This is a genomic window from Achromobacter sp. KK8, from assembly GCF_054188005.1.
In genome coordinates, this window is the sequence record NZ_CM135178.1 from 4884816 (window position 1) to 4898302 (window position 13487).

Consider the following 13487-nt stretch of genomic DNA (forward strand, 5'->3'; position numbering starts at 1 on the left):
CTCCCGCTATTGCAGATACGTGTCGTCCAGCGGCGACAGCAGGCCCCAGATCCCATCGGGCAGGCCGTGCACCTTCTTGGACGACAGCGTGTGGTACGGAATGACCGTCAGGAAATCGATGGGCAGGTCCTCGGTGACGATCTGCTGGAACTGCGCATACAGCGCGCGCCGTTTGGTCTCGTCGGTCTCGGTGCCGGCCTGCGCCAGCAATTCATCGACCTTGGGGTTGCGGTACGACTGCGTGTTGGTCCAGATGATGTCGCGGATATTGCTCGACAGATAGGTGCGGTGCACGCCGATCACCGGATCGCCCCAGTTGAAGACGATATCGGTGGTCATGTCGAAATCATGGCTGGCGATGCGCTTGGCCCAGGTCGGAAAATCGGGCGAGGCGCGCACCTGCACCGCGATGCCGACCTTCTTCAACTGGCTGCGCAGGTATTCCGCCACGTTCTTGCCCTGCACGTCGCTGCCGGGCATGTAGTCGACCGTCAGGGTCATGCGCACGCCCTTGCCGTCCTTCCTGAAGCCGGCCTCGTCCAGCAGCTGTTCGGCTTTCTTCAGGTCCAGCGGGTACTTCTTCAGGTCCTGGGTCGCATAGGGGCTGGACGCGACGATGGGCCCGTCCGCCGGCTTGGCGAAGCCGGCGTTCAGCGCCTTGGTGATGAAACCCTTGTCGATGGCGTAGGCGATGGCCTGCCGCACCCGCGCGTCGTCCAGCGGCTTGCGGGTGGTGTTGAACGCCAGCCAGCTGAGCGCGCCAATGCCTTCGTAGCCGCGATCGGTCATGACGATCTGCGGATTGTCCTTGGCGCGGCGCAGGATGGTCGGCTCGGTCATGTACGGCAGCGCGCCGATGTCGCCACGCTCCAGCCCGATCAGCAGGTTGGTGGCGTCGGGGTTGATCTTGACCACCACCCGGTCCAGGTAGGGCTTGCCCTTTTCGAAGAACTTGTCGAAGCGCTCCAGCACGATCTCCTGGCCCGGCTTGAAATCCTTGAGCGTGAACGGGCCCGAGCCGACCACGTTGGCCGAGTTGCGCGGATGGTTCTTCAGGTCCTGGCCGTCGCCGTAGATGTGCTTGGGCAGCACCGGCATCAGCGCCGGCGACAGCGCCAGCAGGATCGCCGGATGCGGCTTGCTCATGCGCAGCACGGCGGTATAGGGATCGGGCGTGTCGACGCTTTCGACGGGCGCCAGCATGCTCTGGAACGGATGATTCTGCTTGACCGCCATCACCGAGAACGCCACGTCCTCGGACGTCACCGGCTTGCCGTCGTGGAACAGCGCGTCGTGGCGCAGGTGCAGGGTCAGCGATTTGGCGTCCGGCGCCAGCTCCCACGACTGCGCCAGGTAGGGTTGCGGCTTCCAGTTGGCGTCGTAGCGCAGCGGACTGGCGAACAGCTGGGCGCTGGGCAGCGCCGTGGCGATGCCCGATTGCACCGCGCCATTCAGGTGTCGCGGCACCTGGGTCGAACCGATGACCAGCGTGCCGCCCGGCTTGGGCGTATCGGCGGCCCGCGCCGCGTGCGTGCCGGCCATCAAGGCCCATGCTGTCAGTATTGCGGCAAAGCCGCGTGTCGCGCTGCGCATCATCCACCCCTTGGCATTGTTGGCATGAGCCATTCAAACGATGGCTATGGCGCTAGCCTAGTCAACCCGGGGGTCCCGGCTTAGTACCAAACCGCCGGACTTGATGGTGCCAGGCCGGCGGGCGACCCGCTTCAACGCGCGCCGGCCGCCAGCGCCCGCGCATACAGCGCCGCCACCGCGCAACTGTCGACCCGCGCCTGCACCGCGTCCGAACGGCTGGTCAGCAGCACCGGCACGCGCGTGCCCAGCACCAGCCCGGCGGTGGCCGCGCCAGCCAGCCAGGTCAGTTCCTTGTAGAGCATGTTGCCGGCCTCGATATCGGGCACCAGCAGGATGTCGGCATCGCCCGCCACCGGCGAGACGATGCCCTTCTGCTCGGCCGCCTGGCGCGAGATGGCGTTGTCGAACGCCAGCGGACCGTCGATCTGGCCGCCGCGGATCTGCTGGCGGTCGGCCATCTTCGACAGGGCCGCCGCATCCAGCGTGGCCGGCATCGCCGGGTTGACCGATTCGGTGGCGCACAGCACCGCCACCTTGGGCCGCGCCACGCCCAGCGCGCGCGCCAGGTCGATGGCGTTCTGGGCGATGTCGGCCTTCTCCTGCAAGGTCGGGGCGATGTTGACGGCGGCGTCGGTCAGGATGAACAGCTTGGGATACGCGGCCGCCGCCATCACGAAGGCATGGCTGATGCGACGGCCGGTGCGCAGGCCCGATTCGCGCGCCACCACCGCCGACATGAAATGGTCGGTGTGCAGGCTGCCCTTCATCAGCATGCCGACCGCGCCGTCGCGCGCCAGGCCGGCCGCGGCGCGCGCGGCCAGCGCCTCGTCGTCGGGCGTGTCGACGATCTCCAGCGAGCCGGCGCGCAGCCCCAGCTCGGCCATCAAGCCGCCCAGCCGGGCCGCCGGCCCGACCAGCAGCGGCTCGATGTAGCCGGCTTCGCGCGCCTGCACCGCGGCGCCCAGGCTGGACGCGCACAGCGGATAGGCCACCGCCGTGCGCACCCGCCCGGCCGACAGCGCCGCGGCCCGCAGCGGCTCGAACAAGCGGTCGCTGGCCATGGCGTCAGCCGCGCACCGGGTCGATCGGCAGCGGCACCTCGCCCGGCTGGAACGGCTGGTTGACGTAGCGCTTGTACTTGTCCAGCAGGCGCAGCGGCTGCTTGAGCGCGTCGCGGCGGAACGGATCGCCCAGCTCCTGGCTCACCATCATCTCCAGCACCGTGGTCTTGCCCTCGGACTGCGCCTTGCACGCGGCCTGCAGCGCCGCGCCGACCTGGTCGGCATGCTCGACCCGGATGCCCTCGGCGCCCATGGCCCGCGCCAGTTCCGCGAAGTTGGGGTTCTGCAGGTTGCTGCCGACGAAGCGGCGGCCGTAGAAATCCACCTGGTTCTTCTTTTCCGCGCCCCACTGGCCGTTGTGGAACACCACCGCCGTGACCGGAATGCGCTCGCGCACGCAGGTCAGCAGTTCCTGGAAGCTCATGCACCAGGCGCCATCGCCAACGTAGGCCACCGCCGGCCGGTCCGGGCGCCCAAGCTTGGCGCCGATCAGCGCGGGCAACGCGTAGCCGCAGTTGCCGAAGCTCATGGCGGCCAGCATCGAATCCGGTTCGTCGAAGCGCAGGTAGCTGTTGGACACCGAGCAGATGTTGCCGATGTCGGTGGACACCATCACATGCTTGGGCATGGCACGCTCCAGTTCGCGCAGCATGCGGCGCGGATGCATGCGGCCGCCGCCGTGCTCGATGATGTCCAGGCTCCAGTCGTCGCGCTCGTGCGACCAGCCGTCCAGTTCCTTTTCCCAGGCGCTTTTCTGCGCCGCGATCTCTTCGCCGCGCGCCGCCTTGGTGGCCACGCAGGCGACCTCGCGATCGCGCAGCTTCGCGGCCAGCGCCGCCGCCGCCGGCTTGGCATCGCCGCAGATGCCCACCGACACCGGCCGCACCAGGCCCAGCATGCGGTGGTCGGCATCGACCTGGATGATGCGCGCGTTCTGCGGCCAGTAGTCCAGCCCGTGCTGCGGCAAGGTGCCAAAAGGCCCCAGGCGCGTGCCCAGCGCCAGCACCACGTCGGCCTGCGACAGCAGCTTCATGCCGGCCTTGGAGCCCTGGTAGCCCAGCGGCCCGCACCACAGCGGATGGCTGGCCGGAAAGGCGTCGTTGTGCAGATAGCTGGTGACCACCGGCGCGCCCAGCAGTTCGGCCAGCGCCACGCATTCGGCCTGGCCGGCCGAGAACAGCACGCCGCCGCCGGCGACGATCACCGGGAACTTCGCCCCGGCCAGCAGGCGGGCGGCCGCTTCCAGGTCTTCTTCCGAACCGGGGCCGCGGCGGATGCGGCGTGGCTCCGGAATCGCCACGTCGATCTCGCCGTAGAAATAGTCGCGCGGGATGTTCAGCTGGGTCGGGCCGCGCTCGGCCAGCGCGTTGTCGAAGGCCTTGGCGGTGAATTCGGCCATGCGGTCGGGCCGGTTGACGTGCGCCTGGTACTTGGTGATGCGCGAGAAGATCGGCAGCTGCTCGGTTTCCTGGAAGCCGCCCAGGCCCATGCCGGAGGTGCCGGTCTCGGGCGTGATGGCCACCACCGGGCTGTGGGCCCAGTAGGCCGCGGCCACGCCGGTGACGAAGTTGGTGATGCCGGGGCCGTTCTGCGCGATGCAGACGCCGTGGCGGCCGGTGACGCGCGAATAGCCGTCGGCCATGTGGGCGGCGCCCTGCTCGTGCACCGTCGGCACGAAGCGGATGCCGGCGGCGGGGAACAGGTCCAGCGCGTCCATGAAGGCCGAACCGACGATGCCGAAAACGTCCTTGACGCCCTGCGCCACCAGCGTCTCGACGAACGCTTCGCTGGGGGTCATGTGTTGTTTGCTGCTCATGGTCTCTCTCCTGGCGGACCGGCGCGGCTTGGATTGCATCTTGGCCGGGGTGAACCGATACTGCAGCAGAACTCCCGCATTTCCCACCCTGCAGCGTTCCATTTTCTGCAGAATCCGCACCAACCTGGCGGCCTTTCGCCAAATCTTCAAATATTGAAAGATGAAAGACGAATCCTCCGCGGCGCTGCGCGCGCTGACCCTGCTGGAACAGGTCGCCGGTTCCGAGGCGCCGGTATCGCTGGCGGCGCTGACCGACGCCACCGGCCTGCCCAAGCCCTCGGTGCTGCGCATCCTGTCGCGGCTGGTGGACGCCGGCATGCTGCTGCGCGAACCGGCAGGCAAGCGCTACATCACCGGCCCGCGCCTGGCGCTGCTGGCGCGCGACACCCTGCTCAATTCGCCGCTGCGGGCCGAGCGCCATCGCATCCTCGACAGCCTGGTCGACGAGATCGGCGAAACCTGCAACTGCACCATGCTGGACGGCGACGAGGTCATCTACCTGGACCGGGTCGAGACCGCCTGGCCGCTGCGCGTCAACCTGCAGCCCGGCTCGCGCGTGCCGCTGCACTGCAGCGCCAGCGGCAAGCTGTTCCTGGCGCACATGCGGCGCGAGGCCCGCGCCCGGCTGCTGGCGGCGGCGCCGCTGCCGCGCTACACGCCCAACACGCTATGCGACACGGCCGCGCTGGAGCGCGAACTGTTGGCGATCCGCAAGGAAGGCGCCAGCTTCGACCGCGAGGAATTCCTGCTGGGCATCGTCTGCATGGCGGTGCCCATCATGCGCGGACGCCGCGCCATCGCCGCGGTGGCGCTGCACGCGCCGGTGGCGCGGCTGTCGATCGACGGCGCGCGCGCCTGGCTGCCGCGCATGCAGGAAGCGGCGCGGGCGCTGGCGGGCACCTACGAACCGTCGGCCTGAGCGCGGCGGCGGCCGGCGCCCGCGCGCGCCTGGCCATCGCGCCGGGCCGCTCCGGAAGCGCCAGGCCTTACACTGTCGGCCGTATCCGTATTCATCGCAGTTCCTGCGAGAGCCTGACCGTGACCCAGACGCCCTTCACCACCCTGCCCCTTTTGCCCGCCCTGCTCGACAACCTGCAAAGCCTGGGGTTCGAGCAGATGACGCCGATCCAGGCGCAGAGCCTGCCGCTGATCCTGGAAGGCCGCGACCTGATCGCGCAGGCCAAGACCGGCAGCGGCAAGACCGCGGCCTTCGGCCTGGGCGTGTTGCAAAAGCTCGATCCCGCCCGCCTGGCGCCGCAGGCGCTGCTGCTCTGCCCGACCCGCGAGCTGGCCGACCAGGTGGCGCAGGAGCTGCGCCGGCTGGCGCGCCAGATCGCCAACGTCAAGATCCTGACGCTATGCGGCGGCGCCGCGGCGCGCCCGCAGGCCGAATCGCTGGCGCGCGGCGCCCACATCGTGGTCGGCACGCCCGGCCGCATCCAGGACCACCTGGAGCGCGGCAGCCTGGACCTGTCCGGCCTGACCACGCTGGTGCTGGACGAAGCCGACCGCATGGTCGACATGGGCTTCTACGACGATATCGTGGCGATCGCCTCGCATTGCCCCGCCAAGCGCCAGACGTTGCTGTTCTCGGCCACCTACCCCGACAACATCCGCAAGCTGAGCGCGCGCTTTTTGCGCAACCCGGCCGAAGTCAAGGTCGAGGCCCAGCACGACGCCAGCCGCATCGAACAGATCTTCTACGAGATCGACCCCGCCGAGCGCCTGGATGCGGTGGCCACGCTGCTGGCGCACTTCCGCCCGGTGTCCACGCTGGCTTTCTGCAACACCAAGATCCGCAGCCACGACCTGGTCGAACGGCTCCAGGCCGCCGGCATCAGCGCCCTGGCGCTGAACGGCGACCTGGAACAGCGCGAACGCGACGAGATCCTGATCCAGTTCGCCAACCAGAGCTGCGCCGTGCTGGTGGCCACCGACGTGGCCGCGCGCGGCCTGGACATCCAGAACCTGGGCGCGGTCATCAACGTCGACGTCACCAAGGACACCGAAGTCCACGTGCACCGCATCGGCCGCAGCGGCCGCGGCGACCAGAAAGGCCTGGCCCTGAGCCTGTGCTCGCCCGACGAAATGCGCTGGGCCAACCTGATCGAGCAATACCAGGGCGCGCCCCTGACCTGGGGCGACCTCAAGTCGCTGCGCCCCAAGGCCGACCGGCCGCTGCGCGCGCCCATGGTGACGCTGTGCATCCAGGGCGGCAAGAAGGACAAGCTGCGCCCCGGCGACCTGCTGGGCGCCCTGACCGGCGACGGCGGCCTGGCCTTCGAGCAGGTCGGCAAGATCAACATCACCGAGTTCAACGCCTACGTGGCGCTGGACCGCAAGATCGCCAAGCAGGCCTTCTCGCGCCTGTCCAACAGCAACATCAAGGGCCGGCGCTTCCGCATGCGCTACCTCGAGGAACTGTAACGACTAAAATAGTACGTTTTTGCTCATTCCCGGCGCCGCCTGCCCGGCGCCCCCCGTCATGACCTACACCGCCAAAGAAATCTTCAAGACCCTGCAAGGCGAAGGCGCCCACGCGGGCCGCGCGGCGGTCTTCTGCCGGTTCGCGGGCTGTAATCTCTGGACCGGCCGCGAGAGCGACCGCGCCAGCGCCGCCTGCACCTTCTGCGACACCGACTTCATCGGCACCGACGGCGACGGCGGCGGCAAATTCGCCAGCCCCGAACTGCTCGCCGATGCCATCGAGGCCGCCTGGGGTCCCGACACCGCCAACCGCTACATCGTCTTCACCGGCGGCGAACCGCTGCTGCAACTGGACGAAGCGCTGCTGGCCGTCGTCCACGCGCGCGGCTTCACCGTCGCCATCGAAACCAACGGCACCGTCCAGCCGCCCCCCGGCATCGACTGGATCTGCGTCAGCCCCAAGGGCACCGCCCCCGTCGTCGTCGAACGCGGCAACGAACTCAAGCTGGTCTACCCCCAGGCCAACGCCCTGCCCCCGCGCTTCGAACACCTGGACTTCGACCACTTCTTCCTGCAACCCATGGACGGCCCCGCCCGCCTGGCCAACACCGAACAGGCCGTCCAATACTGCATGCAGCACCCGCAATGGCGCCTGAGCCTGCAGACCCATAAATACATAGGCATTCCATGATTTCCGTGACCCGCAGGCTTGAATTCGACGCCGGCCACCGCATTCCCGACCACCGCAGCCAGTGCCGCAACCTGCACGGCCACCGCTATGTGCTCGAAATCACCCTGACCGGCGACATCGTCCAGGCCCCGGGCGAGTCCGACAACGGCATGCTGATGGACTTCGCCGACATCAAGCGCATCGCCAAGGCCCACATCGTCGACGTCTGGGACCACGCCTTCCTGGTCTACGAAGGCGACACCGCCGTGCGCGGCTTCCTGGACTCGATGCCCGGCCACAAGACCGTGGTGCTGGACCGCATCCCCACCGCCGAGAACCTGGCCGCCATCATCTTCGAGATCCTGGCCCCGCACTACCACGGCCACTACGGCGCCGACCTGCGCCTGACCCGCGTGCGCCTGTACGAAACGCCCAATTGCTGGGCCGATTGCAACGGCTGATGCCCCTATGGGCGGCCGGCATGGCCACCCGCAAATCGACGTGACAGCATGCGCCTGCCGCCTGGCGCGGCAACGCTTGCCGGGCGCTCGTTGCCCATGGCAGGCACGGATGATTGCCGGCGTTGGCTGACGCCAGGCTCGCGGCAGCCCGGCCGCCCTGCATCACGCGCCCCGCCGCGCCAAAACCGCCCGTTCGCCCCTCACCTTTCCACTCACGGAAAACCCGCCCCTGATTTTCCCGATTGAAAAAATCAATGGAGATCTTCGCCATTTTCAATTAATAGTAAGCTAATAGATAGGATACAATCGATTTCCATGGACACCCCCACTGACTCCCAACTCATGGCCACCACCGCCAACCTGATGGTGCTGTCGCGCGCCTATCGCGGCGCCGCCGACAAGGCCCTGGCCGACTACGGCCTGTCGCAAGCCACCGCCTGGCCCGTGATCCTGGCCGGCCGGCTGGGCGACGGCGTGCGCCAGGGCGCGCTGGCCGAGGCCCTGGGGGTCGAAGGTCCGTCGCTGGTGCGCGTGCTGGACCAGTTGGTCGCTGCCGGCCTGATGGAACGGCGCGAAGACCCGCACGACCGCCGCGCCAAGACCCTGCACCTGACCGACGCCGGCCACGCCCTGCGCAAGCAGGTCGAGGACGTGCTGGTGGAACTGCGCCGGCGCCTGTTCGACGGCGTCAGCGAAGCCGACCTGCAAGCCTGCCTGCGGGTGTTCGATGCGCTCAAGGCCGCGCTGGGCCGCAGCGCCGCCGGCGCGCAAGAGGACCCGCGGCCATGAAACTGCCCAACGTCCGCGAGACGATCTTCTCCCTCAAGAGCTACCTGAGCGCCATCATGGCGCTCTATCTTTCGTACAGCATCGGCCTGCCGCGCCCGTTCTGGGCCATGACCACCGCCTACATCGTGGCCCAGCCCTGGTCGGGCGCGGTGCGCTCCAAGGCGCTATACCGCCTGGCCGGCACCTTCTGCGGCTCGGCCATGACCGTCTACATGGTGCCGCGCCTGTCCAATTCGCCCGTCGTCATGACCGCCGCCATGGTGGCCTGGGTCGGCTTCTGCCTGTACCTGTCGGTGCTGGACCGCACGCCGCGCTCGTACCTGTTCATGCTGGCCGGCTACACCGCCGCCATGATCGGATTTCCCAGCGTCACCGACCCGTCGCAGGTGTTCGACACCGCGCTGGCGCGGGTCGAGGAAATCAGCCTGGGTATCGTCTGCGCCACGCTGGTCCACAGCATCGTGCTGCCGCGCGGCCTGGCGCCGGCGCTGACGCTGCAGCTGGACAAGGCGGTGCGCGACGCCAAGCTCTGGATCCACGACACCCTGAGCGGCAAGACCGCCGAACAGAAAGACCGCGACCGCCGCGAACTGGCCAACGACATCACCCAGCTGCGCCTGCTGTCGACCCACGTGCCGTTCGATACCGGCAACCTGCGCTGGACCGCCGGCGCGGTGCGCGCCATGCAGGACCAGATCGCCGCGCTCACGCCCGCCGTGTCCGCCGTCGAAGACCGCATGCGCGCATTGCAGGCCGACGGCCAGACGCTGCCCGAGCCTGTCTCGCAGGTGCTGGCCGACATCTCCGAATGGATCAACGCGGGCGCCCAGGCCACCCATGAAACCGCCGTGCACCTGCGCGCCGCCGTTTCCCGCCTGACGCCCGCCATCGACAGCCATTCCGGCTGGCGCGACGCGCTGCTTGCCAGCCTGATGACGCGGCTGCGCGAACTGATCGACACCTATGACGAATGCCTGGCGCTGCGCCGCGAGATCCGCGCCGGCCTGGCCGGCGCGCCGCTGCGCACCACGCGCGCTCCCGCCCGCACCGCGCCCAACCGCGCCCTGCACCGCGACCGCGGCATGGCGCTGCTGTCGGCCGCCGCCGCCGGCGTCGCCATCTCGGTCGTCTGCCTGTTCTGGATCGGCACGGCCTGGAGCAACGGCGCCACCGCCGCCCTGATGGCCGCCATCTTCAGCTGCTTCTTCGCCTCGCAGGACAACCCGGTGCCGGGCATCATGCAGTTCCTGACCTACACGGTGTATTCGATCCCGCTGTCGGCGCTGTACCTGCTGGGCATCATGCCGGCCATCCATTCGTTCGAGATGCTGGCGCTGGCGATGCTGCCCACCGCCTTCGTGCTCGGCATCTTCATCGCGCGGCCGGCGTCCACCGGCAAGGCCATGGCGGTGCTGTTCGGCTTCCTGGGCACCATGGCGCTGCAGGACACCCATACCGCCGACCTGGTGTCGTTCATCGACACGCAGGTGGCGCAATGCATGGGCGTGGCCACCGCCGCCATCATCGCCGCCATTTTCCGCACCGTCAGCGCCGACTGGAGCGCGCGCCGCATCCAGGCCGCCAACTGGAACGAACTGGCCACGCTGGCCAGCTCGCCGCGCGCCCCGGCCCGCCACACCTACGCCGCCCGCATGCTCGACCGCATCGGCCTGCTGCAACCGCGCCTGGCGCTGGCCAAGCGCCCCGACGACCTGGTCGCCGCCGATGCGCTCAAGGACCTGCGCGTGGGCCGCGACATCACCGAACTGCAACGCGCCCGCCGCCACCTGCCCATGGCCGACGCCACCATCGTGCCCGTGCTCGACAGCCTGGCGCGCTTCTTCCGCGAGCGCTCGAACTGGCGCGGCGGCGACAAGGCGCCGGAGATGCTGGCGCAGATCGATCGCGCCCTGGCAAGCGTCAGCGCCACGCCCGGCACCGTCGCCGCGCGCGATCGCGCCGTGGTGGCCCTGGTCGGCCTGCGCCGCGCCTTCTTCCCCGAGGCGGCCGATTACCAACCCGCCCATCCCACGCTGGAAACACCATGATCGGCGAATTCAACCTCTATGGCATCTACTTCCCCTGGCTGCTGGTGCTGGGCGTGGTCACCCTGGGCGTGGCCTGGGCCGTGCGCCGCGTGCTGGCGCGCGCCGGGCTGTATCGCCTGGTGTGGCACCCGGCGCTGTTCGACCTGGCGCTGTTCATCGTGCTGCTGTATGGCGTCTCCCTGATTTCCCCTTATTTTCTGCAGAGATAGGTATGAAACTTCCCAATGCCCTGCGCCCCGCCGCCATCGGCAAATTCGCGCTGACCGCCGCCGTGGTCGCGGCCGCCGTCTACGCCGGCTGGCAACTGTGGGTGCACTATGAAGTCGAACCCTGGACCCGCGATGGCCGCGTCAAGGCCTACGTGGTGCAGGTGGCGCCCGACGTGTCCGGACTGGTCACCGCCGTGCCGGTGCACGACAACCAGGACGTGAAGGCCGGCGACGTGCTGTTCGAGATCGACCGCGCCCGCTTCCAGCTGGCCTACGACCAGGCCCAGGCCTCCGTCCGTTCGCAACAGGTGGCGCGCGAACAGGCGCTGCGCGACGCCAAGCGCAACCGCTCGCTGGGCCAGCTGGTGGCCGCCGAGGCGCTGGAACAGAGCCAGACCAAGTTGCAACAGACCGAGGCCGCGCTGGCCCAGGCCGAGGTGCAATTGAACACCGCCCGCCTGAACCTGGAACGCAGCCGCGTGCTGGCCGTGACCGACGGCCGCGTCACCAACCTCGACCTGCGCGCCGGCTCGTACGCCAGCGCCGGCCGCGGCGTGATGGCGCTGGTCGATGCCAGCTCGTTCTACGTCGAAGGCTACTTCGAGGAAACCAAGCTGCCCGGCATCCACGAGGGCGACCCGGCCACCGTCACGCTGATGGGCGACAACCGCCAGATCCGCGGCCATGTCGAGAGCATCGCGCTGGGCATCGCCGACCGCGACCGCAGCACCGGCGCCAACCTGTTGCCCAACGTCAACCCGACCTTCAACTGGGTGCGCCTGGCGCAACGCATCCCGGTGCGCGTGAAGATCGACGAGGTGCCCGCCGGCGTGCGCCTGGTGGCCGGCCAGACCGCCACCGTCGCGGTCGGCGCCGCCGCCGCGCCTGCGCAGACGCGGACCGACGCGCGCCAGCCCTCTTGAGCGCGCACTTTCACCCACCCGCCAACCTCTTAGACAACGCCAAGCCGTAACCGCCATGAACACCAGATTCTTCCTGCCGCTGATGCTGTCCGCCGTGCTGGCCGGCTGCGCCGCCGTGGGCCCTGACTACCAGGTGCCCGCCGACGCGGCCGCCGCCCGGCCAGGCGCGCAGGCGCCATTCGCCGAGGCGCGGGAGGGCGTGTTCCAGCGCGACCAGGTGCCCGGCCACTGGTGGCGGCTGTACAACGATCCGGTGCTGGACGGCCTGGTGGAGAAAGCCCTCGCGGCCAACACCGACCTGCGCGTGGCCAGCGCCAACCTCGAACGCGCCCAGGCCGCCGTGCGCGAGACCGAGGCGCAGCAGCAGCCCAGCCTGGGCGTGAACGCCTCGCCCACCTTCGGCCACGTCTCCGGCATCCAGGAACTGGCGCCCGGCATCGATCCGCCCAACCGCTGGTCATACTCGGCCGGCGCCAGCATGTCGTACCAGGTGGACCTGTTCGGCCAGATCCGGCGCGCCGTGGAAGCGGCCGGCGCCGACGCGCAGGCGGCGCAGGCCGCCTACGACGCCACCCGCGTCACGGTGGCCGCCGAAACCGCCCGCGCCTACGCCAACCTGTGTTCGGCCGGCATGCAACTGGCCTCGGCCGAGCATTCGGTGAAAGTGCAGCAGGAATCGCTGGACGCCGTCAGCCGCCTGCAACGCGCCGGCCGCGGCACCGCGCTGGACGTAACCCGCGCGCGCAGCCAGTTGGAACAATTGCGCGCCAGCCTGCCGCCGTTCCAGGCGCAGCAGCGCACCGCGCTGTACCGGCTGGCGGCGCTCACCGGCCAGACCCCCGCCGAGATTCCGACCACGCTGCTGCAATGCGCCGCCGCGCCGCAATTGAGCGAAACCATTCCGGTGGGCGACGGCGCCGCGCTGCTGCGCCGCCGTCCCGACATCCGCCAGGCCGAACGCGCGCTGGCCGCCGCCACCGCGCGCATCGGCGTGGCCACGGCTGACCTGTATCCGAAGATCACGCTGGGCCTGTCGGGCGCCTCGGGCGGCCCGGCCGCCATGTTCGGCGACCGCGGCACCTTCAGCTGGAGCGTCGGTCCGCTGATCTCGTGGACGCTGCCCAACACCGGCGCGGTGCAGGCGCGCATCGCCGAGGCCGAGGCCAACACCAAGGCCGCCGTGGCGCGCTTTGACGCCTCGGTGCTGAACGCGCTGCGGGAAACCGAGAGCGCGCTGGTGGTGTATGCGCGCCAGCTCGATCGCCAGGCCGCGCTGCAAGCGGCGCGCGACCAGGCGGCGCAGGCCGCCTCGCAGGCGCGCCAGTTGTTCCAGTACGGCAAGACCGATTACCTGACGGTGCTGGACGCCGAGCGCACGCTGGCCAGCAATGAAAGCGCGCTGGCCGCCGGCCAGGCCGAACTCAGCAACGACCAGATCGCCGTGTTCCTGGCGCTGGGCGGCGGCTGGGAAAAGTAGGCGCGGCGGGCCA

The 13487-nt window shown here is 69.4% G+C and carries 12 protein-coding genes; 9 read left to right on the top strand and 3 right to left on the bottom strand.

Annotated features, from left to right (window positions below):
- Positions 1 to 6: 6 nt before the first annotated feature.
- From ACVN9Z_RS22630 to xsc, 3 genes are all read right to left on the bottom strand, one after another.
- Complete coding sequence (locus ACVN9Z_RS22630; RefSeq protein WP_416232626.1) at positions 7 to 1626, bottom strand: ABC transporter substrate-binding protein; 1620 nt, start codon at positions 1624 to 1626, stop codon at positions 7 to 9.
- Between the two features lie 98 nt (positions 1627 to 1724).
- Positions 1725 to 2654: a bifunctional enoyl-CoA hydratase/phosphate acetyltransferase gene (locus tag ACVN9Z_RS22635; RefSeq protein WP_458212660.1), complete on the bottom strand. Its 930-nt coding sequence runs from the start codon at positions 2652 to 2654 to the stop codon at positions 1725 to 1727.
- Between the two features lie 4 nt (positions 2655 to 2658).
- Positions 2659 to 4470: a sulfoacetaldehyde acetyltransferase gene (gene xsc / locus ACVN9Z_RS22640; protein ID WP_035182904.1), complete on the bottom strand. Its 1812-nt coding sequence runs from the start codon at positions 4468 to 4470 to the stop codon at positions 2659 to 2661.
- A 160-nt stretch (positions 4471 to 4630) separates the two neighbouring features.
- On the opposite strand from xsc, the gene ACVN9Z_RS22645 reads away from it, so the two are divergent.
- The 9 genes from ACVN9Z_RS22645 to ACVN9Z_RS22685 all read left to right on the top strand — a co-directional run bounded on the left by ACVN9Z_RS22645 (position 4631) and on the right by ACVN9Z_RS22685 (position 13474).
- On the top strand, positions 4631 to 5389 hold the full coding sequence (locus tag ACVN9Z_RS22645) for an IclR family transcriptional regulator (RefSeq protein ID WP_024069024.1): 759 nt from the start codon (positions 4631 to 4633) through the stop codon (positions 5387 to 5389).
- Between the two features lie 119 nt (positions 5390 to 5508).
- Complete coding sequence (gene dbpA, locus ACVN9Z_RS22650) at positions 5509 to 6897, top strand: ATP-dependent RNA helicase DbpA (protein WP_006387234.1); 1389 nt, start codon at positions 5509 to 5511, stop codon at positions 6895 to 6897.
- A 58-nt stretch (positions 6898 to 6955) separates the two neighbouring features.
- On the top strand, positions 6956 to 7588 hold the full coding sequence (gene queE, locus ACVN9Z_RS22655; RefSeq protein WP_026383779.1) for a 7-carboxy-7-deazaguanine synthase: 633 nt from the start codon (positions 6956 to 6958) through the stop codon (positions 7586 to 7588).
- On the top strand, positions 7585 to 8028 hold the full coding sequence (queD, locus tag ACVN9Z_RS22660; protein WP_006387236.1) for a 6-carboxytetrahydropterin synthase QueD: 444 nt from the start codon (positions 7585 to 7587) through the stop codon (positions 8026 to 8028). Before queE ends, queD begins: the two co-directional genes overlap by 4 nt.
- A gap of 315 nt (positions 8029 to 8343) precedes the next feature.
- Entirely contained in the window at positions 8344 to 8817 is a 474-nt protein-coding gene (locus ACVN9Z_RS22665; protein ID WP_006387237.1) for a MarR family winged helix-turn-helix transcriptional regulator, read from the top strand.
- Positions 8814 to 10865 carry an FUSC family protein gene (locus tag ACVN9Z_RS22670; RefSeq protein WP_458212661.1) on the top strand — a complete coding sequence of 684 codons (2052 nt, stop codon included), beginning with the start codon at positions 8814 to 8816 and terminating at the stop codon, positions 10863 to 10865. The genes ACVN9Z_RS22665 and ACVN9Z_RS22670 overlap by 4 nt, the downstream gene beginning before the upstream one ends.
- A complete protein-coding gene (locus ACVN9Z_RS22675; protein WP_020927916.1) occupies positions 10862 to 11074 on the top strand; it encodes a DUF1656 domain-containing protein in 213 nt (70 codons plus the stop codon). Before ACVN9Z_RS22670 ends, ACVN9Z_RS22675 begins: the two co-directional genes overlap by 4 nt.
- A 2-nt stretch (positions 11075 to 11076) precedes the next feature.
- On the top strand, positions 11077 to 11997 hold the full coding sequence (locus tag ACVN9Z_RS22680; RefSeq protein WP_024069026.1) for an efflux RND transporter periplasmic adaptor subunit: 921 nt from the start codon (positions 11077 to 11079) through the stop codon (positions 11995 to 11997).
- A 55-nt stretch (positions 11998 to 12052) separates the two neighbouring features.
- Positions 12053 to 13474 (top strand): efflux transporter outer membrane subunit, encoded by a 1422-nt coding sequence (locus ACVN9Z_RS22685; RefSeq protein WP_458212662.1) that lies wholly within the window; start codon positions 12053 to 12055, stop codon positions 13472 to 13474.
- The last annotated feature ends 13 nt before the right edge of the window (positions 13475 to 13487 follow it).

Bases quoted from the DNA above. Each gene is read 5' to 3' on its own strand.
- ACVN9Z_RS22630 (WP_416232626.1), bottom strand. From the start codon at position 1,626: ATGGCTCATGCCAACAATGCCAAGGGGTGGATGATGCGCAGCGCGACA.
- ACVN9Z_RS22635 (WP_458212660.1), bottom strand. From the start codon at position 2,654: ATGGCCAGCGACCGCTTGTTCGAGCCGCTGCGGGCCGCGGCGCTGTCG.
- xsc (WP_035182904.1), bottom strand. From the start codon at position 4,470: ATGAGCAGCAAACAACACATGACCCCCAGCGAAGCGTTCGTCGAGACG.
- ACVN9Z_RS22645 (WP_024069024.1), top strand. From the start codon at position 4,631: ATGAAAGACGAATCCTCCGCGGCGCTGCGCGCGCTGACCCTGCTGGAA.
- queE (WP_026383779.1), top strand. From the start codon at position 6,956: ATGACCTACACCGCCAAAGAAATCTTCAAGACCCTGCAAGGCGAAGGC.
- queD (WP_006387236.1), top strand. From the start codon at position 7,585: ATGATTTCCGTGACCCGCAGGCTTGAATTCGACGCCGGCCACCGCATT.
- ACVN9Z_RS22665 (WP_006387237.1), top strand. From the start codon at position 8,344: ATGGACACCCCCACTGACTCCCAACTCATGGCCACCACCGCCAACCTG.
- ACVN9Z_RS22670 (WP_458212661.1), top strand. From the start codon at position 8,814: ATGAAACTGCCCAACGTCCGCGAGACGATCTTCTCCCTCAAGAGCTAC.
- ACVN9Z_RS22675 (WP_020927916.1), top strand. From the start codon at position 10,862: ATGATCGGCGAATTCAACCTCTATGGCATCTACTTCCCCTGGCTGCTG.
- ACVN9Z_RS22680 (WP_024069026.1), top strand. From the start codon at position 11,077: ATGAAACTTCCCAATGCCCTGCGCCCCGCCGCCATCGGCAAATTCGCG.
- ACVN9Z_RS22685 (WP_458212662.1), top strand. From the start codon at position 12,053: ATGAACACCAGATTCTTCCTGCCGCTGATGCTGTCCGCCGTGCTGGCC.